The organism is Sphingomonas sp. 37zxx, assembly GCF_000786205.1.
GTDB lineage: Bacteria > Pseudomonadota > Alphaproteobacteria > Sphingomonadales > Sphingomonadaceae > Sphingomonas.
Window position 1 is genome coordinate 83559 of sequence record NZ_JROH01000009.1, and the last position, 24571, is coordinate 108129.

Below are 24571 nucleotides of genomic sequence, written 5' to 3' on the forward strand. Positions count from 1 at the left end.
CGCGCCGAAGGGGAAACCTTCGGATGCGGCAATCCATATGCTGCACTCACACCGGCGGATCGTAACGGCAGCTTGACGCTGGATTGATAGCGGTATCATGCCCCGCGCTGGCTTATTGTCAATGGAACCGTGCGCCCGTCGCAGCCGCGCAGCCTTCACCTCTTGTTGCGCAGCATCTTTCGGCCGATTGCGCTGTCGGCTCACAAATTGCCGGGCCATCTGCCGATCCCGTCTTTTTCCGCTGGCGCAGGCACCCATCGACAAGGTAGCGCTATCACCAGCCATCAAGAGCCAAAATAGGGAGATACTGATGCGATCGATTGCGCCCATGTTCGCGGCGATATTGCTGGCCACCAGCGCACCCGCCTTGGCGCAGCAATCGTCCCCCACCGCCAGCTTCGACTGGTTCGATTATCGCGGCAGCGATCCGATCGACAGCATCGCCCGCCCCGGCCCCGGCGACTATCGCAACCCGATCCTTCAGGGCTTTTATCCCGATCCCAGCATTACCCGAGTCGGCGACGATTATTATCTGGTGACGTCCACCTTCGGCTATTTCCCCGGCATTCCGGTCTGGCACAGCCGCGACCTCGTCCATTGGACGCAGATCGGCAACGCGATCGACCGCCCCGACCAGCTCGATTTCAAACAGCTCGGCCTGTCACGCGGGGTATTCGCTCCCGCGATCGAGCATCGCAACGGCATTTTCTACATCCTCAACACCTGTGTCGATTGCGGCGGCAATTTCCTGGTGACCGCAACCGATCCCAAGGGGCCGTGGAGCGATCCGGTCTGGCTGCCCGACCTGGAGGGGGCGATTGATCCATCGCTGTTCTTCGATGCCGATGGCAGCGCCTGGATCGTCAATAATGGCCCGCCGGTCGGCACCCCGCGCTATGAGGGGCATCGCGCAATCTGGATCCAGCGCTTCGATGCCAAGACCAACAAGACGTTCGGCCCGCGCAAAGTGCTGGTCGATGGCGGCGTCGATCCGTCGAAAAACCCGATCTGGATCGAAGGGCCGCATCTGATCCAGAAAGACGGCTGGTATTACCTCATCTGCGCCGAAGGCGGCACTGCCGAGGCGCATAGCCAGGTCGCGCTGCGCAGCCGCAGCCCCGATGGCCCCTTCACCCCAAATCCCGCCAACCCCTTCCTCACCCAGCGCGGCCTGCCCGCTGATCGCGCGAACCCGGTCACCTCTGCGGGCCATGCCGATCTGGTGCAGCTTCCCAATGGCGACTGGTGGGCGACCTTCCTCGCGGTGCGTCCCTATGAGGGCGATTTCTACAATACCGGGCGCGAAACCTTTCTGATGCCGGTGACCTGGGAAAATGGCTGGCCCAGCATTACCAAGCCCGGCGAGGTTATCCCTTATAGCCACGCCCGCCCCTCGCTGCCGCCGCAGCCAAGGCCCGCGCTGCCCACCAACGGCGCGTTCGTGGTGCTTGAGCAGTTCGATGGCGAAAAGCTCGGGCCGCAATGGATGATGATGCGCAACCCGCGCGACCAATGGCACCGGCTGGAAGGCGGTGCGCTCCATCTGCGCGCACGGCCCGAGACATTGGGCGACAACGCCAACCCGTCGTTCCTGGCGCGTCGCCTGCAACATCGCGACGCCACTGCCACTACCGTCATTCGCTTCGCCCCCACCCGCGACGGCGAAGCGGCGGGCTTGGTCGCGCTGCAAAGCGACGATTATTGGTATGCTCTTGTCGTAGCGCGCGAGGGGGGCAGGCAGGTGCTCCGGCTCGACCAGCGCGCGGGCAAGGACGATCCCAAGGCGGGCAAGACCATCGCCAACACGCCCTTGACCGGCACCCCCGGCCATCCGGTCGAACTACGGATCACCGCGCGCGGCGATCGCTATGACTTTGCCTATGCCACCAAGCCCGGCCAATGGCAGGTTCTCGCCGAGAATCGCGACGGCAAGATATTGAGCACCAAGATTGCGGGCGGCTTCATCGGCGCAGTGGTCGGCCCCTACGCCACGACCGGAGCGACACGGTGAAAGCCGCATTGTTGCTGCTTGCCGCGCAGGGCGAACTCGCGATCGACGTCAACCAGATCGGCTTCGCGCCCGACGCCCCCAAGCTCGCAATCGCACGGACCCCCGATGCCAAGCCGCGTGATTGGCGGATCGAGGATGATACGGGCCTGACGGTGCTGTCGGGCAAGACCAGGCCCTTGCCCGCCGACCCGCGCGCGGGCGGGCATCAGCAGGCGATCGACCTGTCGGCGCTGACCGAACCCGGCAAGGGCTATCGCATCCGCATCGGCAATGCCACCAGCGCAGCGTTCGCGGTGGCACCGCAACCCTATCGCCCGCTCGCCAGCGATGCGCTGGCCTTTTTCTATCACCAGCGCGCGGGCACGCCGATCCTGGCGCGCTATGCCGGCGGCGCGCAATGGGCACGCCCCGCCGCGCATGTCGGCGAACGGGTCACCTGCTTCGCGGGCAAGGATCAGCGCGGCAATATCTGGCCCGGCTGCAACCATATCCTCGACGTCACCGGCGGCTGGTATGACGCGGGCGATCACGGCAAATATGTCGTCAACGGCGGCATCGCGACCTGGACGCTGCTCAACCTGCACGAATGGACCGCCGGCACCGCCTTCCCCGATCGCGCACAACCGATCCCCGAAGCGGGCAACGGAGTGTCAGACCTGCTCGATGAGGCACGCTATGAGGTAGAATTCCTGCTGGCGATGCAGGTGCCGCAGGGCACGACGATGCGAATGCCGGTCAATCAGAACGACCCATCCGAGACGCTGACATTCACCCCGGTCGATGTCGGCGGCATGGCGCATCACAAGGTTGCCGGCGAACGCTGGACCGGCATCCCGATGCGCCCCGATCGCGATCCCGAAACCCGCCACCTTTACCCGCCCAGCACCGCCGCCACGCTCAACCTGGCTGCCGTCGCGGCGCAGGCGGCGCGGATTTGGCGGACGATCGACCCGGCCTTCGCCAAGCAATGCCTCAATGCCGCCACCAGCGCCTGGGCCGCCGCGCAGCGCAATCCGCAGCTATTCGCGGTCGGCGATTTCGCCGGGTCGGGCGGCTATGGCGATGGCGACGTGTCCGACGAGGCGTTCTGGGCTGCCGCCGAACTCTACGCCACCACCCGCGATCCGCGCTTCGCCGCGACGGCAGATGAATCGCCCCATACCGGTCGGCTCGATGGCGAACCCGGCTGGTCCTCGGTCGCGGCACTCGGCCATATCGCGCTTGGTTTGAGCGACGATTCACCGCGCCGCGACCGATCGCGCGCATTGATCGCCGCCGCCGCCGACCGGTTCGAACGCGAACGCCACGACGTCGCCTATCGCATCCCCTTTGCGGGCGACCGCTACGCCTGGGGATCGAACAGCAATTTGCTCAACCGAGCGATGCTGTTGCGGATGGCGCAGCGCTGGAGCGGTGAGGCGCGCTTCGGCGCGGCGGCGGACGATTCGCTCGATTACATCCTCGGGCGCAATCCGATGGGCACGTCCTATGTCAGCGGCCATGGCGAGCGCGCGATGCAGAACCCGCATCACCGTTTCTGGGCGCGCCAGGCCGACGCCGCCTATCCCGGCCCGCCGCCCGGCGCGCTGTCGGGCGGCCCCAACAACACCAGCATGGGCGATCCGATCGCCGCAAAGCTAAAGGGCAAATGCGCGCCGCAGCGTTGCTGGGTCGACGATATCGGCGCGTTCACGATGAACGAAGTCGCGATAAACTGGAACGCGCCGTTGGTGTGGGTGGCGGCTACCGCACCGTAAGCGTCGCGCTCTTCAGATCGACCGAGTTCGGCCCCGTCGAAATCGTGAAGGTGCCCGGCTCGACCTCGCGCTCCATCTGCTGGTTCCAGATCGAAAGGTCGGCAGGCTTCAGCTCGAACCGCACCGTCCGCCGCTCGCCGGCTTTCAGCGTCACCCGCTGAAAGCCCTTGAGCTCCTGCACCGGGCGGGTAACACTGGCCTCGTCGTCGCGGACATAGAGCTGGACGACCTCGTCGCCAGTCCGACGCCCGGTATTCTGCACCTCGACCTCGACCCGCGCGGTGTCGCCAGCGCCGATCCGCGGCGTCACGATCCTGGGCGCGCCCATGGTGAAGCTGGTGTAGCTGAGGCCATAGCCGAACGGGTAGAGCGGCTTGGTGGTGTCGAACAGATAACCGCGCCGCGCCGATGGCTTGTAGTTATAGAAATTGGGCAATTGGCCGACATTGCGCGCGATCGACACCGGTAACTTGCCGCCCGGATTGACCCGCCCGAAGATCACATCGGCGGCGGCAGCGCCGGTCTGCTCGCCCATATACCAGCCCTCGATCAGCGCGGGCGCGGCCTCGGACAGATAGTTCACCGACAATGGCCGCCCGTTGAGCAGCAACACCACCACCGGCTTGCCCAAAGCGAATATCCGCCGCGCCAGCGCGTTCTGCGGCCCGATCAGGTCGAGCGAGGTCCGGTCACCCAGATGCGCGTCGGCCCAGGCCTCGCGGCTCAATTGCTCGTTGTCGCCCAGCACCATGACGATCACATCGGCGTTGCGCGCGGTCGCGACGGCTTCGTCGGCCAGCTTCGCATTCACTTCGGGCTCGACCAGATCGACCGCATCGGCTGACCAGGAGCGGCTCTTGGTCAGCCGCACCCCCTCGGCATAATCGACCGCGAACTTGCCCTGCCCTTCGGCGCGCATCCCGTCGAGCACGCTCACCACCTTGGCCGGCACCTCCGAATAGCCGCCCAGCGGCGTGTCGTTGGCATGGGTGCCGATCACCGCCATCCGCTTGATCTTGGTGGCGTCGAGCGGCAGCACGCCCTGATCGTTCTTCAGCAGCACCATCGCGCGCTGCGCCGCCTCGCGCGCCAGCGCCACCGCGTCGGGGGTGTTGACCTTCGCGGGCGCCGCGTTGCCATCGACATAAGGGTTCTCGAACAGCCCCGCCTGGAACTTCATCGTCAGGATACGGCGCACCGCGGTGTCGATCTGCTCCTGCGTGACCTTGCCCGCCTTGAGCAATTCGGGAAGCTTGGTGAAACCCTCGCCATCGGGGGTTTCAATATCGACCCCGGCATCAAGCGCGCGCGCAGCGGCATCGCCGATGTCGCTATACATCTTGTGCCGGGTCACCATCTCGCGGATCGCGAAATAGTCGCTGACCACCAGCCCCTGAAACCCCCATTCCTTGCGCAGCACGTCGCCCAGCAGCCATTTGTTGCCGTGGCTGGGGATACCGTCGATCTCGTTGTACGACGCCATCACCGACATCACCGGCAATTCCTTCACCGCGCGCTCGAACGGCGGGAAGAAATTCTCGCGAAGCGTGCGCTCGGAAATATTGGCAGGCGCGATGTTGGTGCCGCCCTCGGGCTGGCCATGCCCGGTCATGTGCTTGAGCGTGACGAACACCTTGTCGGGTGCCAGCGGCAACGTGGTCCCCTGAAAACCGCGGATCGCCGCGAGCCCCATTTCGCTCACCAGATGCGGGTCCTCGCCATAGGTTTCCTCGATCCGCCCCCAGCGCGGATCGCGCGCGACATCGACCACCGGCGCCAGCGCCAATTGCGCACCGACCGCGCGCATCTCGCGCGCCGCGACACCGAAGATGCGCTCGACCAAGGCGGGGTCGAAGCTGCTGGCCAGGCCGATCGACTGCGGAAAGCTGGTGGCGCCCGGCGCGACATAGCCGTGCAGCGCTTCCTCGTGGAAGATCATCGGGATGCCCAGCCGGGTCTGCTCGACCGCCCAGCGCTGCGCGGCGTTCACATAGGCTGCGGTTTCGGCGGGGCTGCGGTTTCTGGCCCCGGCGACGGCACCCGCGGCCCCTTCCCCACCCTGTGCTGCGACCTTGACGCCGCGTCGGTCATAGGGCCGGGCGATCTGCCCGATGCCGTTGGGGAAGGACTTCGCGGCGATCTCGGCGGAAAACACCCCGGTCTCGGTCTGGACCTTGGCCTTGCCCTCCCAGATCGTCACCATCTGCGCGACCTTTTCCTCGAGCGTCATTCGCTGGAGCAGATCCTCCACGCGCGCAGGGATGGGCTGGCGTGCATCCTTGTACAACGGCGCATCGGCGGGGCGGGTTTGAGCTAAAAGCTGCGGCGCATATAGCGCGGCAGTCGCCGTCCCCACCGCCAGCGTTGCGATCGCCAGGCGGCGTGCGCCTGCCTGCAAGGACGCTCGATTACCCATGTCACTCTCCTAAATCTTCGCTGCCGACCGCGTCGCCCGCAGTCGTGTCGATCGTGATAGCGCTATCAGGGATAGGCGAAGCCCAAACTGGCCGTCAATGCCGGGGCAACAAGTGATGCCCCGTTTGCCAAGTCGCGTGCAGCGCAATAACGCTATGGTTCAGGAGATATGCATGCGATCGACACGGCGGGGACAAGGCAGCATCACGGTTCAGGACGTTGCGCGTGCCGCCGGCGTGTCTGCCATGACGGTGTCGCGGGTCGTCAACGGCGGCACCAATGTCCGCGAGAGCACGCGGCTGGCGGTGCTGGAAACGATCGAAAAGCTGCAATACCGCCCGAACGCCGCCGCGCGAACGCTGGCGGCGGGGGACGCGACGCAGATTGGCTTGCTCTATTCGAACCCGTCGGATGCGTATCTCAGCCAGTTTCTGATCGGTGCGCTGGCAGGAGCGCGCCGCGCCGGCTGCCATCTGGTGCTCGAACCATGCGAAGGCGACAGCGCCGAGGAACAGGCCGAGGCAACGCGCCAATTCGTCGGCGCGCAGGTACAGGGGGTCATTCTGCCGCCACCGCTGTCCGAATCGGCGGCGGTGCGCGCCGAACTTGAAGCGGCGGGCATCCCCGCCGTCGCGATTGCGCTGGCCCTGCCCGGCCCCGGCAGCATGAGCGTGCGGATCGACGACTTCGAAGGCGCGGTGGCGATGACCCGCCACCTGCTGGACCTGGGCCACACCGACATCGCCTTCATCCGGGGGCACCCCAACCAGGTCGCCAGCGCGGAGCGCTATCGCGGCTATGCCTGGGCGTTGGAGCAGGCCGGGCTCGATCCGGCCCAGATGCGGGTCGAGCAAGGCTATTTCACCTTCCGATCGGGCATGACCGCCGCCGAAGCGATATTGGCGCACCCGTCGCGACCCACCGCGATCTTTGCCTGTAACGACGATATGGCGGCGGCGGCAGTCGGCGTCGCGCACCGGCTTGGCTTGCACGTGCCGCATGACCTCAGCATCGTCGGCTTCGACGATACCGCGCTGGCCACCAATATCTGGCCCGAACTGACGACGATCCGCCAGCCGATCGCGAGGATGGCCGAAACGGCGGTGACGATGCTGCTGGCCAGGCTGCGCCATCGCGGCAGCCACGTTACGCAAGAAACGCAGGAGCATATCCTGCCGCACGAGCTGATCGCCCGCGAATCGACCGCACACCCGCGCTGACAACCTCTTGCACACCCGAGCACCGACACCGTCGGAAGGGCTTGGCGCGGACAATTGCGTGGCTATACAGGCTGCTTGCATTCGGCGAGCAATTACGCTCTTTAGTTACCGCTAACACACGAGGCGCAGCGAGCGCACGATTTCAGGAGCAGGCATGGACGGGGCAGCAGCTAATCGCACGAATATAGGCTTCATCGCTGCCATTGTCGCAGTGGCGACGATCGGTGGCCTGTTGTTCGGCTATGACAGCGGGGCGGTGAACGGGACGCAACCGGGGCTGAAGGCAACTTTCGCGTTGAGCGAGGCCGGGCTTGGCTTCACCGTGGGTTCGCTTTTGATCGGCTGCTTCATCGGCGCATTTCTGGCGGGGCGGCTCGCCGATCTGTGGGGCCGGCGCAATGTGATGATGCTGTCGGCGCTGCTGTTCCTGATCGGCGCGCTGGTGCAGGGCTTTGCGCCCGAACAATGGATGTTCGTCCTGGCGCGGGTCGCCGGCGGCATGGCGGTGGGCGCAGCCAGCGTCCTGTCGCCCGCCTATATTTCGGAAGTCGCTCCCGCCAACATCCGTGGGCGGATGACGACGGTGCAGCAGATCATGATCATCACCGGCCTGACCGCCGCGTTCGTGGTGAACTATTTCCTGGCGGCAAGCGCGGGTGATTCCACCGCGCCCTATTGGGGCGGCATCGCCGCCTGGCGTTGGATGTACCTGATGCAGGCGATCCCAGCCGCAGTCTTCCTGGTCGCGCTGATGTTCATTCCCGAAAGCCCCCGCTTTCTGGTGTCGAAGCGCCAGATCGACGAAGCGCGGGTCGTGCTGGTCAAGCTGTTCGGCCCGACCGAAGCCGATGTGAAGCTGCGCGAGATCGAAGGCAGCTTCAACGTCGATCACCGGCCACGGCTGTCGGACATCATGGACCCAGTAAAGGGCGGCGTTCGGCCCATCGTCTGGGCCGGGCTGTTGCTGGCGGTGTTCCAGCAGATGGTCGGCATCAACGTGATCTTCTATTACGGCTCTACCCTGTGGCAGCTGGCGGGCTTCACCGAAGACCAGTCGTTGCAGATCAATATCGTCTCGGGCGTCGTGTCGATCGCCGCTTGCTTCGTCACGATCGCGCTGGTCGACAAGATCGGCCGCAAGCCGCTGCTGCTGATTGGTTCGGCAGGCATGGCGGTTACGCTGTTCGCACTGGTCTATGCCTTCGCCAACGGCACCCTCGACGCCACCGGCAATCTCCAATTGTCGAGCGACCTCGGAACGCTGGCACTGATCGCCGCCAATCTGTACGTCGTGTTCTTCAACGTCAGCTGGGGCCCGATCATGTGGGTGATGCTGGGGGAGATGTTCCCTAACCAGATTCGCGGATCGGCCCTGGCAGTGTGCGGTTTCGCGCAATGGTTCTCCAACTATCTGATCGCGCAAAGCTTCCCCATCATGGCAGCAACGCTGGGGCTTGCCGCCAGCTACAGCTTCTATGCGGTATGCGCGCTCATCAGCTTCTTCCTGGTCCAGCGTTTCATTCATGAAACCAAGGGCAAGGAACTCGAGGCGATGGAAGGCTGATGCGCACTCCTGTCCGTCCCTTCCGATCGCGCGAATGGTTTGCCGCCCCCGGGCGCAGCGACATGGCGGCGCTCTATCTCGAGCGTTTCATGAACTACGGCATCACGCCGAATGAGCTGCGCTCGGGCCGGCCGATTATCGGCATTGCGCAATCGGGATCGGACCTTGCGCCGTGCAACCGGATCCATGTCGAGCTCGCCAAGCGCGTGCGCGACGGGATCCGCGATGCCGGCGGGATCGCGATGGAGTTTCCGCTCCATCCGATCTTCGAAAACTGCCGCCGCCCGACAGCGGCGCTCGACCGTAACCTGGCCTATCTGGGGCTGGTCGAAATCCTCAACGGCTATCCGATCGACGCGGTGGTGCTCACCACCGGGTGCGACAAGACCACGCCAGCGCAGGTGATGGCCGCCTCGACCGTCGACATTCCCGCGATCGTGCTGTCGGGCGGGCCGATGCTTGATGGGTGGCATGATGGTGAGCTGGTGGGTTCGGGCACCGTCATCTGGCGCAGCCGGCGCAAGCTGGGCGCGGGCGAGATTACCGAGGACGAATTCCTCGATGCCGCCACCGCATCGGCCCCGTCGGCCGGGCATTGCAACACGATGGGCACCGCATCGACGATGAACGCGATTGCCGAAGGGCTGGGGCTGTCGCTTCCCGGCTGCGCGGCGATCCCCGCCCCCTATCGCGAGCGCGGGCAGATCGCCTATGAAACCGGCGTCCGCGCGGTCGAGATGGCGTATGAAGACATCCGCCCCTCATCGATCCTCACCCGCCAGGCGTTCCTCAACGCGATCGCGCTGACCATCGCGATCGGCGGATCATCGAACGCGCAGCCGCACATCATGGCGATGGCGCGCCACGCCGGCGTCGACATCACCCCCGAAGACTGGATGGTCGGATACGACCTGCCGCTGCTGGTGAACATGCAGCCGGCGGGCAAATATCTGGGCGAGCGCTTCCATCGCGCCGGCGGCGTGCCCGCGGTGCTGTGCGAACTGCTCGCCAAGGGCAAGATCGACGGCGACGTGCCGACGATCACCGGTCGCACGCTGGCCGAGAATATCGCCGGGCGCGAGACGCGCGACCGCGACGTCATCTGGCCCTATGACGCCCCGCTAAAGGAACGCGCGGGCTTCCTGGTGCTCAAGGGCAATTTGTTCGACTTCGCGATCATGAAGACCAGCGTGATCTCCGACGCTTTCCGCGCGCGCTATCTCTCGCGCCCCGGCGAGGAGAATATCTTCGAGGGTCGCGCGATCGTGTTCGACGGGTCGGACGATTATCATCACCGGATCAACGATCCCGCGCTGAACATCGACGAAGACTGCATCCTGGTGATCCGGGGCGCGGGCGTGCTCGGCTGGCCGGGTTCGGCCGAAGTCGTCAACATGCAGCCGCCCGACGCGCTGCTGGCGCGCGGCGTCCAGAGCCTGCCGACATTGGGCGATGGCCGCCAGTCGGGAACGTCGGACAGTCCCTCGATCCTCAACGCCTCGCCCGAAAGCGCCGGCGGTGGTGGCCTCGCCTGGCTTCGCACCGGCGACCGCGTGCGCGTCGATCTCAATCGCGGCGAATGCAACGCGCTGGTCGAACCCGCTGAGATCGAACGCCGCAAGGCCGAACCCGCACCGCCAATCCCGCCAAGCAACACGCCCTGGGAAGAGCTGTACCGCGAAAAAACGGGCCAGCTTGCCGAGGGCGGCGTGATGGAAATGGCGCTGAAATATCGCGGCACGTCGGAAAAGCCGCCGCGGCATAATCACTAGTCTAGTGGATTGATTTTGACATTCGCATCCCGCCTGCGGCACGCTCTCGCTGCGAATGTCAAAATCATAAAATCCACTAGAATCGCATAATTGCTAGTGGTCCTGGAGATTCTGACATTTGCTCCTGACTAAGCCGAAGGAGGTAGCAAATGTCAGAATCGGACCACTAGGGCACCCTCATCTCCGTCATTCCCGCCTTCGCGGGAATGACGGAGTAGCGGACTAGCGCTTGCCCTCGCGCCTCGCCGCGTGGCGCTCAGCATGCGACAGCAGTGCCTCAAGATCCTCGCGCGCGATGTCGAAGCTCTCGTCCATGTCGCCGAGCGCAGCCGCAATATCGGCATGCTGCAAACGTGATACCGGCACAGGCGCTGGAACATGTGGATAGCTGCGCGCGGTGGCTCGGTGAAACAGCAATCCCACCGCCACCAACGCGATCGAATTGATCGCGACGGGGGCAAAGGCGAATCCATAGCCCGCAAGGTGAATGCTTTCGCTGCCGATCACTGCCGTCAGCGCCGCAGCGCCGCCCGGCGGATGCAGACAGCGCAGCAACGACATCACCAGAATAGCCGCCCCCACCGCAACCCCGGCGGCGATCGTCGCCTCGGGGATCAGCTTATAGGCGGCAACTCCGATCAGCGACGAGATGACGTTCCCGCCGACGACCGGCCAAGGTTGCGCCAACGGGCTCGACGGCACGGCAAACACCAGCACCGCCGAAGCGCCAAGCGGTGCCACGATCAGCGGGAAATCCGCCGTCGTCAGCGGCAGCCCGCCGGTGACGATGATCGTCAGCGCGATACCGATCGTCGCACCCACGCATCCGATCAACCGATCGGTGAAATTGGCACCCGCCAGCAGCGGTTTGAAAAGATTCATGATCGCCCAGTCGGTATCATCTGACCGGCGCTTAGAACGCCGCCTCGACTCCCGCCACCCCCGGCACATCGACGGTGAAGCTGAACAGATCGCCCGCCTGCGGTTCGCGCTCACGCGCCGCAGCATCGAGGTGCTTTGCCGCCGTGGTCGCGAACACCGTCCGCAAATCGGGACCGCCAAAGGCGAGCTTGGTGATCGCGCTCACCGGAAAGCGGACGGCTTCCAGCAGCTCGCCGGCGGGCGAATACCGCCGCGCGGCCCAGCAATTATACAGTCCGATCCAGACGCATCCTTCGGCATCGCATACCGGGCCATCGGGATAGCCGTCCTCGGGCGCGATCTGTGCGAACAGCCGCGTATCGGTGAGCGTGCCGTCAGCGGCGAGCGAACAGGCATGGATCGTGCCGCCCAGTGTATCGACATGGTATAGCGTGCGGCCATCGGGGCTGATCGCCGGCCCGTTGGTGATCGAAACCGGGGCAGTCGCGGCGACGCAAGCCTTGCCGTCGTAGCGATAGATACGCCCGGTCGCCGCCGCCTCGGCATCGTCCATCGTGCCGAACCACAGCCGACCGGCTGGATCGACCGTGGCATCGTTCAGGCGATTGCCCGGCAAATCGGGCTCGGGATCGATCAGCGGCGCGAACGATCCATCGGCAGGATCGAAACGGGCAAGCCCGGTCTGCAATCCCGCGACGAAGCCGCCGCCGCGCATGGGCAACACGAAGCCGATCTGCGCTGGCGCGTCCCAGCTTCGCTTGTAGCCGCTCGCCGGGTCGAAGCGATGAACGAACCGCCCCTTGATGTCGACGAACCACAAGGCTTTGTCGCGCTCGACCCAGACCGGTCCTTCGAGCAGCGGCGCGCCCAGCGCCCACACGCTGCCCGGTTCGCAGGTGGCGGCGCTCACCGCCAGCCCGCGTCCACGAAATAGCTATGCCCGGTCACCAACGCGGCATCGTCACTGGCGAGGAACATCACCATCGCGGCGATGTCGTGCGGCAACAATCGCCCCTTCAGGCATTGCGCCTCGACGATCTCTGCTTCGCCCTCGGGCGTGTACCATTTCAGCTGCCGTTCGGTGCGGACATTGCCGGGAATGACGCAGGTGGCGCGGATGCCGTCCGGCCCCAATTCGCGCGCGAGGCTGCGGGTCAGCCCTTCGATCGCGGCCTTGCACGTCTGGTACAAGGTCAGATCGGACAGCGCCAAATGCCAGGAAATCGATCCCAGGTTGATGATCGCTCCCCCGCCCTTTTCGCGCATCGCCGGCACCACTGCCTGCGCGCTGAAGAATAGATGCTTCAGATTGACCGCAAAGCGATTGTCCCAATAGGCTTCGTCAACTTGTTCGATCGAATGGCGGTCATCATTGGCGGCATTGTTCACCAGAATATCGAACGCACCCTCTTCGGCGATCAACTTCGCAATCGCGGCGCGAAGAGCGGCGATATTGGTGAGGTCAACCGCCTCGAACCGAACTTTGGCCGGGGCGAGCAAATCGACCAGCGCGCGGGAATCGGCCTCGGCAATGTCGAAAAAGGTGACGTCAGCCCCCTGCGCCGCAAAACCCTCGACAATCCCCGCGCCGATGCCCGATCCACCGCCGGTAACCAGCACGCGCTTGCCCATCAGGCTGGGATAGGTCGCGCGCAGGCTGCGTTCACCGGCTTTGTGTTTCGATAGGTCCAGGTCGGCTTCGGCCATAATGTTTCTGCTATCCAAATTTTCGTTTTCGGTACCGGAGAATGGCACCAGTGTGGCTCACGCCGCTGCGCTGCGGCGATCGGCGAGATTTCGCATCAGGTCGCGGATACCGAATGCCCAGGGCGCAGCCGCCTTCGACGTGGTGACTGGGTTGACCAATGTTCCCAGCCGGTCGGCGCGGATCGACACCAGATCGCCCTGCTTGTGGGTGAAACCACGCCCCGGCTCGTCCCGGTCCTGCACGGGTGCAAACAACGTGCCCAGGAACAGCACGAAACCATCGGGATATTGATGCTCGCTCATCGTCTGGCGCAGCAAATCTTCGGGATCGCGGCTGATTTCGCGCATCGAGCTGTGCCCGGTCAGCATATACCCTTCCGGTCCCTCGATCGTCAGGTCCAGCTCGGCATTCCGCACATCGTCCATGGTGAAGCGGTCGTCGAACAGCCGGATGAACGGCCCGATCGCGCAGGAGGCGTTGTTGTCCTTCGCCTTGCCCAGCAACAGCGCGCTACGCCCTTCGAAATCGCGCAGATTGACATCGTTGCCCAGTGTCGCGCCAATCGCGCGGCCACGGCTATCGGCCACCAGCACCACTTCGGGTTCGGGGTTGTTCCAGGTCGAATCCGACCGGACCCCAACCTCGCCGCCCCAACCGATCGACGACAGCACCGCGGTCTTGGTGAAAACCTCGGCATCGGGGCCGATCGCTACTTCGAGATATTGCGACCACATGCCCGCCTCGATCAGCGCGGCCTTAAGCCGCACCGCATCGTCGCTGCCGGGCACGACCGAGCGGATGCCGCCGCCGACCTTTTCTTCCAGCTCGTCGCGAATTGCCGAGGCTGCCGCCGAATCGCCGCGCGCGCGCTCTTCGATCACCCGCTCGATCGCCGACACGGCAAAGGTGACCCCCGCCGCCTTGACGCATTGCAGGTCGATCGGCGCAAGCAACTGAAACCGTGCGTCCGAACCGGGGACGCCCAGCGCCTCGACCGCGCACAAATACTCGCCTTCGATGGCTGCGGGATTGTCCAGGTCGAACCAATCCGCAGTCGTTTCGACCTGCGCGAACACCGACATCACCGCGCCATCGCGCACAACCACCGGCACCGGCCCGTCCGGTGTCTGCACCCGCCCGGCAAGTACCGCCTCGGCATGGTCGACCGGCAATGCCTGCTTGCTCCAGTTGATGAGCATTATCCTCTCCCCAGTCCCGCTGATATTGATAGCGCTATCAGCGTTCACCAATGTCCGCAACAAGCGCTACCCGCCCGACTGCGCCAGTACACACCATTTTAATACCAGTATTTCCGCGCGCCGATCAGACGCGCGGAAATGCTATGGTCTATATCAGACCTGCCAGCTACCATTGAGGCGCGTCAAGACCCCGCCCTGCCCGCCTTCGCGAAGCACCGGCGGCAGCAATACCTCGGGCAGGTCCTGATAGCTTACCGGTCGCAGGAAGCGGTCGATCGCCAGCGTGCCGACCGATGTCGAACGGCCATCCGACGTCGCCGGATACGGGCCGCCATGCACCATCGCATGCGTCACTTCGACGCCGGTGGGCCAGCCATTGGCCAGGATGCGACCGACGGTGCGCTCGAGCACCGGCAGCACGCGCTTGGCATCGGCATAGTCACCCTCGTCGATCTGCAACGTCGCGGTGAGCTGGCCCTCCAGTTCGCCCAGCACCCCCAGCAATTCGTCGAGATCGGCGCAGCGCACTACCACCGACGACGCACCGAACACCTCGTGCAGATGCACCGGATCGGCCAGGAAGTCCTTGCCCGCGACGCTGAACAGCGCGGCGCGGCCCTGCGTCGGCCCGGCAGGCTCGGCACCCTCGGCGACCTTGGTGACGAACGGGCTGCCCTCGAGCTTGGCCTTGCCGTCCTCATATGCCTGATAAATCCCCGCGGTGAGCATCACCTGCGCCGCCTGTCCGGTCAGCACTTCGCCCGCACGCGCGATGAAGGCGTCGAGTTCGGGGCCGTCAATCGCCATCACCAGCCCGGGATTGGTGCAGAACTGACCCGCGCCCATGCCAAGGCTGGCGACATAGGCTTCGGCCAGCGCTGGGCCGCGTGCCTTCAGCGCATGCGGCATCAGCACGACGGGGTTGATCGCCGACATTTCGGCATAGACCGGGATCGGCCGCGGACGCTCGGCGGCGATCTTCATCAGCGCCTCGCCGCCGGCACGCGATCCGGTGAAGCCGACCGCCATGATGCGCGGATCGGCGACCAGCGCCTGACCCACCTTGCGCGACATGCCGTTGACCAGGCTGAACACGCCCTTGGGCATGCCGGTCTTTTCCACCGCACGCTCGATCGCGGTGGCGATCAGCTCGGCGGTGCCGGGGTGCGCGCTGTGCCCCTTCATCACCACCGGGCAACCGGCAGCGAGCGCGGCGGCGGTGTCGCCCCCTGCGGTCGAGAAGGCGAGCGGGAAGTTCGACGCGCCGAACACCGCGACGGGGCCGAGCGGGATCATCCGCAGGCGAAGGTCGGGCTTGGGCGGGGTGCGCTGCTTGTCGGCATGATCGATCCGCAGCTTCTGCCACTGGCCGTCACGGATTTCCTTGGCGAACAGCCGCATCTGGCCCGCCGTGCGCCCGCGCTCACCGGTGATCCGTGCAGCGGGAAGCCCGCTCTCGCGGCAGGCGCGCTCTACCAGCGTGTCGCCCAGCGCCTCGATCTCGTCGGCGATCGCGTCGAGGAAAGCGGCGCGGTCGGCCAGCGGCGCGCTCGAATAGGGCAGGAACGCGGCTTCGGCTGCGGCGCAGGCGTCGGCGACGTCCTGCTCGGTCGCGCCGAAGAACGACGCATCGTCGATCTCGATGCCCTTCGAGGGATCATAAGCGCGGAAGCTTTCGGTCGACTGGCGGCGTGCGCCACCGATGAAGAGATCGCCGGTGAGTTTCATAGATTATTCTCCGTTCAAAACTTAATGATGGCCAGGGGCATAGGGATGCTCGATGGCTTTGCAATGGTCGAGGTCATGTGCTGGTGGCTGAACCGTCGGCGGCAAGGTTCGCCCCGAGACGTTCGCAAAATAGGCGATGCTGGCATCACGCCACCATATGGACTCGCGCTGCTGGATCGCAAGGAAGCGGGTGACCTCGTCGAAACGCGGCGCATCGACAAACGGCTTGAGCGCCGCCCATTGCGCCTGCATCCGCCCCACCCCGGCAACGCCGCGATCATAACGATGCAGCAATTCGGCCCATAGCGTCCGCCCCGAGCGCATCTTCTCGTCCCAGCCGACATGGTGGAACCACAGCAGATCCTTGTCGTCGACGCTGCGGCGGCTGGCGAAGAGCCGTGCCACCTGCGGCATATATTGCGCGACCGCGTTCGATCCACTCGCGGTGCGATCGAAGCCGATGCCGTCCTTGTCGGCGCGGTGATAATAGACCGGGTTCCATTCGGGACGCGCCAGATCGGACACCCACGGCCCCGGACCATAATGATGCCCCGTCGCCATCACATGCGCGAGCCCCAGCGGGGTCATGTAATCGACGACGGTTTCGCGCGACCCCATCATCAATGCGGTGACCGGCTGGACGAAGGCGGGATCGGGGGTGAAGGTCTGCGCCGCCCATTCGCGCGCGATCGCGTCCGACGACAATTGATGATCCCAGGCGAGCCGGCCGAAGGCATACCAATTCGCCTGGTCGAAGATCGACCCCGACCAGTTGCGGTCGCTGCCGATATTGGCGACGCCCGCCATGCCGTTAAGCTTGTGGCCCTCAAGCGACCCGTCGATCACCTTGGCGACGGTCGATCCCTTGCCCTTGGCGAAGGTATCTGCATCGAGCACCTCCTCATACATCGGCGCGAGATAGGCGAGATGTGTCGCGAAGCCGAGATACTCCTTGGTGATTTGGAACTCGATCATCAGCGGGGTCTTTGGCATCGCTCCGAACATCGGGTGGAAGGGTTCGCGCGGCTGGAAATCGATCGCGCCGTTCTTGACCTGCACGATGACATTGTCAGCGAACTTGCCGTCGAGCGGCTTGAAGTCCGAATAGGCCTGTTTCGCGCGATCGTCGGGATCGGCCTCCGAATAGACGAAGGCGCGCCACATCACGATGCCGCCATGCGGCTTGACCGCCGCGGCGAGCATGTTGGCGCCCTCGGCATGGGTGCGCTTGTAATCCTGCGGCCCCGGCTGGCCTTCCGAATTGGCCTTCACCAGAAACCCGCCGAAATCGGGGATCGCGGCATAGATTTCGTCGGCCTTGGCCTTCCACCACGCCGCCACCGCCGGATCGAGCGGATCAGCGGTCGCGGTCTGCTTCAGCTCGACCGGGGTAGACCAGCGCGCCGACAGATAGACCTTGATGCCATAGGGGCGCAGCACATCGGCGACTGCGGCGGCCTTGGCAATCCAGGGCGCCGTCAAGCTGTCGGGCTTGGCGTTGACGTTGTTGAGCACCGCGCCGTTGATGCCGATCGATGCGTTGGCGCGCGCATAATCGGTGTAGCGCTGGTCCTTCACATCGGGCAGCTTCCACCAGTCCCAGATCGACTGGCCCGAAAACCCGCGCTCGACGGTTCGATCGAGATTGTCCCAATGGTTGAGCAGCCGCAGATCGACCTTGGGCTGCTGCGCGACGTCGAACGCGTCGATCGGGCTGCCGGTCTGCAACGCGCGCAGCAGTGCGAACGCACCGTACAACACACCGACCGGGCGGTTGGCGGCGACGACGATCAGCTTGCGCCCATCGCGCGCGATGCTGCGGATGACGAAGCCTTCATCGCCCGCTTGGGCCAACGGCAGCCCGAGCGCGGCGATCGCAGGGTCGTCGCGCGTGCCGATCATCAAGCTGTGCGGTGCGGCAGCCGCCAAAGAGGCGTTGCAATCGCGCGGTGCCGACTTCTGCGTCATCGCATCGATCGCGGTTTCGATCTCGCGCGCAGCGATCGCGATCGTCGCCTCAGTCGCGCGCTGCGCGGCGGCGACGCAGCCGGCATAAGGATCGACCGCAAGCCGCTGTGCGGTGGGAAGCGGCGCGTGGCGCAGCCACAAATCATAGCCGTCTTCGGCCTGCGCGGGTGCGGTGGCGCTCAACATTGCCGCCGCCAGTCCCAATTTCGTCAGCGATCGCTGCATAATTTATCCGCTCCGATTCGCCAGCTCGTGCGTGGCCAGCATTGACACGTGGGGGCTATAACATGGTAGCGCTATCAAGAAAGAGGCGATAATCAATCACCTAAATCCGGGCGAATCATATCGATTCGACCTGAAAATTGAGAGGATACTGGATGCCGCGTATCACCGCCGCCCGGGTGATCATCACCTGCCCCGGTCGCAACTTCGTCACGCTCAAGATCGAATGCGACGACGGCACCACCGGCGTCGGCGATGCGACTCTCAACGGTCGCGAACTGGCGGTGGCGAGCTATCTGACCGAGCATGTCATCCCCTGCCTGATCGGTCGCGACGCGCACCGGATCGAGGATGTCTGGCAGTATCTGTACAAGGGGGCCTATTGGCGACGCGGCCCGGTGACGATGTCGGCGATCGCCGCGGTCGATACGGCATTATGGGACATCAAGGGCAAGATCGCGGGTCTGCCGGTCTACCAGCTGCTCGGCGGGGCGAGCCGCGAGAGCGTGATGGTCTATGGCCACGCCAACGGCACCTCGATCGACGACACGATCGAGGCCGCCCTCGAATATCAGCAGCAGGGTTATAAGGCGATCCGGCTGCAATGCGGCGTGCCCGGCATGGCATCGACCTATGGCGTGTCGAAGAACCGCTATTTCTATGAACCCGCCGACGCCGATCTGCCGAGCGAGAATGTCTGGTCGACCAGCAAATATCTGCGTGTTGTGCCTGAATTGTTCAAAGCTGCGCGCGAGGCGCTGGGCTGGGACGTCCATTTGCTCCACGACATCCATCACCGGCTGACCCCGATCGAGGCCGGACGGCTGGGCAAGGATCTCGAACCCTATCGCCCCTTCTGGCTTGAAGACGCGACGCCGGCCGAGAACCAGGATGCCTTCCGCCTGATCCGCCAGCACACCACCAGCCCGCTGGCGGTGGGCGAAATCTTCAATTCGATCTGGGATTGCAAGGCGCTGATCGAGAACCAGCTGGTCGACTATATCCGCGCCACCGTGGTCCATGCCGGCGGCATCACCCATTTGCGCCGGATCGCCGCACTCGCCGATCTCTACCAGATCAAGACCGGCTGCCACGGCGCGACTGATCTGTCGCCGGTCTGCATGGCCGCCGCGCTGCATTTCGACCTGTCGGTGCCCAATTTCGGCATCCAGGAATATATGCGCCACACCCCTGAGACCGATGCGGTCTTCCCGCATGCCTACAGCTTCGCCGACGGCGCGATGCATCCGGGCGATGCGCCGGGCCTGGGCGTCGACATCGACGAGGAACTCGCGGCGGGCTATGAATATAGCCGCGCCTATCTGCCGGTGAACCGGCTCGAAGACGGCACGATGCACGACTGGTGAGCAAGACCGCCACAACCGCCGCCGCGATGCCGAAGCCGTCGGGCCCGAAACCTGCTGGTAACGTCCGCTGGATCGTCTGCGCGCTGCTCTTCTGTGCCGTGGTGTTGAGCTACGTCGATCGACTGGTGCTGCCCACGCTCAAGCCCGATCTGCAAGGACGCTATGGCTGGACCGAAACCGGCTATGCCGATCTCGCAATCTGGTTCCAGGCGGCTTACGGCATCTCCTACGTCATCTTTGGGCGGCTGATCGACAAGGTCGGCGCGCGGATCGGCTATGCGATGGCGGTGGCGATCTGGACGATCGGCCATGTCGCGCACATCTTTTTCACCTCGACCGGCGGCATGATCCTCGCGCGGATTCCGCTGGCGATCGGCGAAGCGGGCACCTTCCCCGCCGCGATCGCCGCGACCAACGAATGGTTTCCCAAGCGCGAGCGCGCCTTTGCGATCGGCATCTTCAACGCCGGCAGCAACATCGGCGCGATCCTGACGCCGCTGATCGTACCGATCATCGCGGTGACGATGGGCTGGCGGATGGCGTTCATCCTCACCGGCCTGCTCACCGTGATCTGGCTGGTTGCCTGGCTCGGCTTCTACCGCAAACCACAGGAGCATAAACGGGTATCGGCGGAGGAACTGGCGTTCATCGAGAGCGATCCGGTCGAGCCGATGCGCGCGGTCGCGTGGAGCAAGCTGCTGCGCCAGCGCCAGACCTGGGCGTATATGGCGGGGCGGTTCCTGATCGATCCTGTGTGGTGGACGTTCCTGTTCTGGCTGCCCGATTTCTTCAATCGCCAATATGGCATCACCATGCTCGCCTTCGGGCCGCCATTGATCGCGATCTATCTGCTTGCCGATGTCGGATCGGTGGCGGGCGGCTGGTTCTCGTCGCGGCTGATCGGGCGCGGCGCTAGCATCAATCGCGGCCGCAAGACCGCGATGTTCGCCTGCGCGCTGTGCGCAGTGCCGATCGCCTTTGCCACCGAAGTACCGTCGATGTGGTGGGCGGTGCTGCTGATCGGGCTGGCCTGTGCAGGGCATCAGGGCTTCTCGGCCAACCTCTACGCACTGCCCGGCGATCTGCTGCCGCGCTGGGCGGCGGGTTCGGTCGTGGGGTTGGGCGGACTTTCGGGCGCGGTCGGCGGCATGTTGATGGCGCGCTTTGCCGGCAACATACTGGAGACAGTCGGCAGCTATCAACCGATCTTCATCGTGGCGTCGTGTGCGTATTTATTGGCACTGCTCGTCATCCATCTGATCGTGCCACGCTACACGCCTGCCGATGCTGACAGGCTTACGTAATACTTATTGCTGTTGGCCTAAAGAGATCAGCTACAGTGTGACACTAGCGCAACATCATTACGATCTAGTGGGGTAACTTGTACTTTAGCAATTGACAGCACTAAGCTCGGTGGTAGCGTTATCAAGTCGATCGGCAAGAGTCGGCATATAGCAAGCGGCACTGACCGCGCAGGGAGGGGATTACATGCGTTCTTCACGCACGCGTGCGCTCGCGCACACCACATCGACTATCGCGTTGCTGACGTGGCTGGCTTTGCCAAGCGCAGCTAGCGCACAAGCGACCGATACCCCGACAAACGCCCAGCCCGGCGCGACCGCCACCGTCGACAGCCAAGCCGCTGACATGGCGCAAAATCCGCAGGATGCCGCCGAACAGCAGGCAGACATCGTCGTCACCGGCGTCCGCGCCAGCCTTCAGCGTGCGATCGACATCAAACGCAACTCCTCAGGCGTCGTCGACGCGATCTCGGCCGAAGACATCGGCAAGTTTCCCGACACCAATCTGGCGGAGTCGCTGCAACGGGTAACCGGTGTCTCGATCAACCGGGCCAATGGCGAAGGGTCACAAGTCGCGGTTCGCGGCTTTTCGGGCAGTTTCAACCTGGTGACGATCAACGGTCGGCAGATGCCGGCGTCGAACGTCGATACCAGCGCGGGCAACGGCTTTGCCCGGGGAACGGGCCGATCGTTCGACTTCCAGAATCTTGCATCGGAAGGCGTCTCGACGCTGGAGGTCTACAAGACCGGTCGCGCCGCCATCCCCTCGGGCGGCATCGGTGCCGCGATCAACATCGTCACGCGCCGCCCGCTCGAATCCCGCGAAACGGGTGTCAACGGCTCGATCGGTGCAAAGGCGCTGTATGACACTTCAGTCGACATCGACGAAGGGGCCGGCAGCCGGATCACGCCCGAACTTTCTGGACTGTTGAATTATGCCAATGAGGACCGGACCTTCGGTGCCGCCATCTTCGGCAGTTATCAGCTCCGCGATTCAGCTTCGGTCCAGTCCAACCCCAATTACTGGAACATCGTTCCAACCAGCACCTTCTTCAGGCCGGGCACCTATGTGAATGCGGGGACTGTGGTCGACAATCGCCCGACCACGCCGTTCGTGCAGATTCCCAACGACAGCCGGTATCAGTTTTCCGAAAACTATCGCGAACGGATCAACTTCCAGGGCGTTCTGCAATTCCGCCCGACCGACCGGCTTGAATTCAGTGTCGACAGCTTGTTCGCGCAGAACCGCCTGAAGGAAAACCGCTCCGAACAGACCAACTGGTTCAACCGCCCGTTCAGTCGCGTAACCTTCGACGACAATCCGAACATGGCAACCGCAATTTTCCTGCAGGACTTCCTGCCCAGCGGGCCAAAGGATCTGGGCTTCGAGCAACAGGAATTCGCCACCAAGAGCCGCCTCGCCTCGGTCGGCCTGAACGCCAAATGGGAGTTCGCCGATGATTTCACGCTGACGTTGGACGGGCATCATTCGCGCTCGACCTCGTCGCCCGACAATCCCAACGGCACGTCGGCAACGCTGGTCGCGATCGGCGCGCCGGTCATCGCGGGCCATTCGGTCGATTATTCGAATGGCTTCCCACAGCAGTCCCAGACAATCAACGATTGCGCCGGCAAGGGCAATTGCAACAACGTGCTCGATATCGGTGATCTTGGATCACAGATCGGCCGCACCATTACGTCGCGGCAAACCCATCGTATCAGCGAAGCCCGCGCGATGGTCGGCTGGGATCTGGGCGGTGGCAGCCGCGTCGATGTGGGGGCCAACTACATCGATTCGGAGATGCGATCGACCCAGGTGCAATCGACCCAGACGCTGGGCAATTGGGGCATCGAGGACACCGGCCTGATCGAACAGATCGCCGGCGACCTGGTCGAAACCTATTGCCTCACCTGCAAGTTCGACAAGTTCAACCCGAACGCCCAAGGCTCGTCGTTGACCGCGTTCCGTGGCAGCGCGGTCGATCTCCTCAATGTCTTGGGGCCATATTATTCGGCGCGCGGCAACCAGGCGCAACCGGGCACCCCGGTTGACGACACCGTTGCCGAACAAACCTGGGCAGTATTCGGCCAGTTCACCTGGAATGGTGAAGTCGCCAGCCGGGCGGCCAATCTGGTGATGGGCGTCCGCTATGAAGAAACCCGGGTCAAATCCACAGCCGTTCAGGGCGAACCGTTCATCGATTGGGTGGCCGATAACGACTTCTTCATTCGCGACAGCGGCGTGGCTACGCAGATTGTCGGGCGTGGCCGCTATACCAATTTGCTGCCAGCCGCCGATTTCAGCATCGAGCCGATCACCAACGTAAAGGCGCGCGTCTCATTCAGCCGCACGCTGGCACGTCCCGACTACGGCAATCTGTTCGCCACCGCATCTGCCGGTGCGCCGAACCGTCCGACGTTGCTTGGCGGCATCGCTGCGGGCAGCACCCAAAACCCGGCGCTGCTGCCGCTGCTGTCGGACAATTTCGACGTGTCGCTGGAATGGTATTACAAGCCGGCCAGCTTCATATCGATCGGCTTCTTTGAGAAGCGCGTGCGCAACTTCGTCGGTAGCGGCGTGACCGAACAGAATCTGTTCGGTCTGCGCGATCCCAGCTCGGGCGCGCCCGGCACCCGGTCGGGTACAGCAGCCAGTCGCCTGACCGCCCAAAGCTATGATCTAAGCGACGTAAACCTGTTCACCTACACCGCATTGCTGATCCAGAATAACGGCAACACCGCCGCCGCCGACGCGATCTTTGCCGCCAACTTTGCCGGAGGCGGTCTCAATCAGTCGTTTGTCGATAGGATATTGAACGAAGTCGATATTCGCGCCGACGCCAATGATCCGTTGTTCCAATTTTCGGTATCGGCACCGATCAACAACCGCGAGGGCAAGCTCAACGGCTTTGAATTCGCGGTAACGCACTTCTTTGGCGACACGGGCTTTGGCGTTGCCGGGTCGTATACCAAGGTGAATGGCGATGTGCGGGTCGATCCGTTCGCCGATCCGACGGTGAACATCTTCGCACTGACCGGCCTTGGCGACAGCGCGAACCTCACCGGCATCTATGACCGCTACGGCATTTCGGCGCGCGTGGCGTATAACTGGCGTGCGAGCTACCTCACCGCCACCAACCAGGGCGGCAACCGCAACCCGCTGTTCACCGACGCCTTTGGCACCCTCGACGTCAACATCAGCTACGACCTGAACGACACGATCGCGGTAACGCTGGAAGGCATCAACCTGACCAGCGAAGTGGTTCGCACCTATGGCCGGACCGAGACCAACCTGGTCTTCGCGCAGGAACTGAAGCCCCGCTTCCTGCTGGGTGCCCGTTACCGCTTCTGATCGTCTTCCCGGCGATACCGTACAAAGCAGGAAGGGCCGTTCGTCATGGACGGCCCTTTCCGTTTGGACCCGGCCCCGACGATTGCTACCCTGTCGTACTTATGA

At 64.2% G+C, this 24571-nt stretch carries 15 protein-coding genes; 8 read left to right on the top strand and 7 right to left on the bottom strand.

Features of this window, described 5'->3' with window-relative positions; all coding sequences use genetic code 11:
* The first annotated feature begins 310 nt into the window (after positions 1 to 310).
* Together QU44_RS05910 and QU44_RS05915 are read left to right on the top strand one after the other, a co-directional pair.
* Positions 311 to 2011, top strand: a complete 1701-nt coding sequence (locus QU44_RS05910; protein WP_033920863.1) for a glycoside hydrolase family 43 protein — start codon at positions 311 to 313, stop codon at positions 2009 to 2011.
* A complete protein-coding gene (locus tag QU44_RS05915) occupies positions 2008 to 3768 on the top strand; it encodes a glycoside hydrolase family 9 protein (protein WP_052134373.1) in 1761 nt (586 codons plus the stop codon). The genes QU44_RS05910 and QU44_RS05915 overlap by 4 nt, the downstream gene beginning before the upstream one ends.
* Here the strand turns inward: QU44_RS05915 and QU44_RS05920 are convergent.
* Entirely contained in the window at positions 3755 to 6184 is a 2430-nt protein-coding gene (locus QU44_RS05920; protein ID WP_033920865.1) for a glycoside hydrolase family 3 N-terminal domain-containing protein, read from the bottom strand. The two genes, QU44_RS05915 and QU44_RS05920, sit on opposite strands and share 14 nt — an antisense overlap.
* A gap of 172 nt (positions 6185 to 6356) precedes the next feature.
* Here QU44_RS05920 and QU44_RS05925 point away from each other — a divergent pair, with 172 nt between their 5' ends.
* The 3 genes from QU44_RS05925 (at position 6357) to QU44_RS05935 (ending at position 10739) form a co-directional block, all read left to right on the top strand.
* On the top strand, positions 6357 to 7403 hold the full coding sequence (locus tag QU44_RS05925; RefSeq protein WP_033920974.1) for a LacI family DNA-binding transcriptional regulator: 1047 nt from the start codon (positions 6357 to 6359) through the stop codon (positions 7401 to 7403).
* 154 nt (positions 7404 to 7557) lie between these two features.
* Positions 7558 to 8967, top strand: coding sequence for a sugar porter family MFS transporter (locus QU44_RS05930; RefSeq protein ID WP_033920867.1), 1410 nt, complete (start codon positions 7558 to 7560; stop codon positions 8965 to 8967).
* Complete coding sequence (locus tag QU44_RS05935; protein ID WP_269429163.1) at positions 8967 to 10739, top strand: IlvD/Edd family dehydratase; 1773 nt, start codon at positions 8967 to 8969, stop codon at positions 10737 to 10739. Before QU44_RS05930 ends, QU44_RS05935 begins: the two co-directional genes overlap by 1 nt.
* Before the next feature lie 222 nt (positions 10740 to 10961).
* Here QU44_RS05935 and QU44_RS05940 read toward each other — a convergent pair whose 3' ends face one another.
* From QU44_RS05940 to QU44_RS05965, 6 genes are all read right to left on the bottom strand, one after another.
* Complete coding sequence (locus QU44_RS05940; RefSeq protein WP_033920869.1) at positions 10962 to 11621, bottom strand: HPP family protein; 660 nt, start codon at positions 11619 to 11621, stop codon at positions 10962 to 10964.
* Between the two features lie 31 nt (positions 11622 to 11652).
* The gene (locus tag QU44_RS05945) at positions 11653 to 12531 is read right to left on the bottom strand and encodes an SMP-30/gluconolactonase/LRE family protein (RefSeq protein WP_033920871.1); all 879 of its coding nucleotides are present in this window, start codon (positions 12529 to 12531) and stop codon (positions 11653 to 11655) included.
* Complete coding sequence (locus QU44_RS05950; protein ID WP_052134374.1) at positions 12528 to 13328, bottom strand: SDR family NAD(P)-dependent oxidoreductase; 801 nt, start codon at positions 13326 to 13328, stop codon at positions 12528 to 12530. The genes QU44_RS05945 and QU44_RS05950 overlap by 4 nt, the downstream gene beginning before the upstream one ends.
* A gap of 57 nt (positions 13329 to 13385) precedes the next feature.
* Positions 13386 to 14528 (bottom strand): fumarylacetoacetate hydrolase family protein, encoded by a 1143-nt coding sequence (locus QU44_RS05955; protein WP_033920873.1) that lies wholly within the window; start codon positions 14526 to 14528, stop codon positions 13386 to 13388.
* A 153-nt stretch (positions 14529 to 14681) separates the two neighbouring features.
* On the bottom strand, positions 14682 to 16256 hold the full coding sequence (locus tag QU44_RS05960; RefSeq protein WP_033920875.1) for an aldehyde dehydrogenase (NADP(+)): 1575 nt from the start codon (positions 16254 to 16256) through the stop codon (positions 14682 to 14684).
* 21 nt (positions 16257 to 16277) lie between these two features.
* Complete coding sequence (locus QU44_RS05965; protein ID WP_033920877.1) at positions 16278 to 18449, bottom strand: alpha-glucuronidase family glycosyl hydrolase; 2172 nt, start codon at positions 18447 to 18449, stop codon at positions 16278 to 16280.
* A gap of 152 nt (positions 18450 to 18601) precedes the next feature.
* On the opposite strand from QU44_RS05965, the gene manD reads away from it, so the two are divergent.
* The 3 genes from manD (at position 18602) to QU44_RS05980 (ending at position 24466) form a co-directional block, all read left to right on the top strand.
* A complete protein-coding gene (manD, locus tag QU44_RS05970) occupies positions 18602 to 19813 on the top strand; it encodes a D-mannonate dehydratase ManD (protein ID WP_033920878.1) in 1212 nt (403 codons plus the stop codon).
* Between the two features lie 26 nt (positions 19814 to 19839).
* Positions 19840 to 21117: an MFS transporter gene (locus tag QU44_RS05975; protein WP_033920977.1), complete on the top strand. Its 1278-nt coding sequence runs from the start codon at positions 19840 to 19842 to the stop codon at positions 21115 to 21117.
* A gap of 184 nt (positions 21118 to 21301) precedes the next feature.
* Entirely contained in the window at positions 21302 to 24466 is a 3165-nt protein-coding gene (locus tag QU44_RS05980) for a TonB-dependent receptor (protein WP_081987882.1), read from the top strand.
* The last annotated feature ends 105 nt before the right edge of the window (positions 24467 to 24571 follow it).

Bases quoted from the DNA above. Each gene is read 5' to 3' on its own strand.
- QU44_RS05960 (WP_033920875.1), bottom strand. From the start codon at position 16,256: ATGAAACTCACCGGCGATCTCTTCATCGGTGGCGCACGCCGCCAGTCG.
- QU44_RS05980 (WP_081987882.1), top strand. From the start codon at position 21,302: ATGCGTTCTTCACGCACGCGTGCGCTCGCGCACACCACATCGACTATC.
- QU44_RS05925 (WP_033920974.1), top strand. From the start codon at position 6,357: ATGCGATCGACACGGCGGGGACAAGGCAGCATCACGGTTCAGGACGTT.
- QU44_RS05935 (WP_269429163.1), top strand. From the start codon at position 8,967: ATGCGCACTCCTGTCCGTCCCTTCCGATCGCGCGAATGGTTTGCCGCC.
- QU44_RS05920 (WP_033920865.1), bottom strand. From the start codon at position 6,184: ATGGGTAATCGAGCGTCCTTGCAGGCAGGCGCACGCCGCCTGGCGATC.
- QU44_RS05955 (WP_033920873.1), bottom strand. From the start codon at position 14,528: ATGCTCATCAACTGGAGCAAGCAGGCATTGCCGGTCGACCATGCCGAG.
- QU44_RS05930 (WP_033920867.1), top strand. From the start codon at position 7,558: ATGGACGGGGCAGCAGCTAATCGCACGAATATAGGCTTCATCGCTGCC.
- QU44_RS05975 (WP_033920977.1), top strand. From the start codon at position 19,840: ATGCCGAAGCCGTCGGGCCCGAAACCTGCTGGTAACGTCCGCTGGATC.
- QU44_RS05940 (WP_033920869.1), bottom strand. From the start codon at position 11,621: ATGAATCTTTTCAAACCGCTGCTGGCGGGTGCCAATTTCACCGATCGG.
- manD (WP_033920878.1), top strand. From the start codon at position 18,602: ATGCCGCGTATCACCGCCGCCCGGGTGATCATCACCTGCCCCGGTCGC.
- QU44_RS05910 (WP_033920863.1), top strand. From the start codon at position 311: ATGCGATCGATTGCGCCCATGTTCGCGGCGATATTGCTGGCCACCAGC.
- QU44_RS05950 (WP_052134374.1), bottom strand. From the start codon at position 13,328: ATGGCCGAAGCCGACCTGGACCTATCGAAACACAAAGCCGGTGAACGC.
- QU44_RS05965 (WP_033920877.1), bottom strand. From the start codon at position 18,449: ATGCAGCGATCGCTGACGAAATTGGGACTGGCGGCGGCAATGTTGAGC.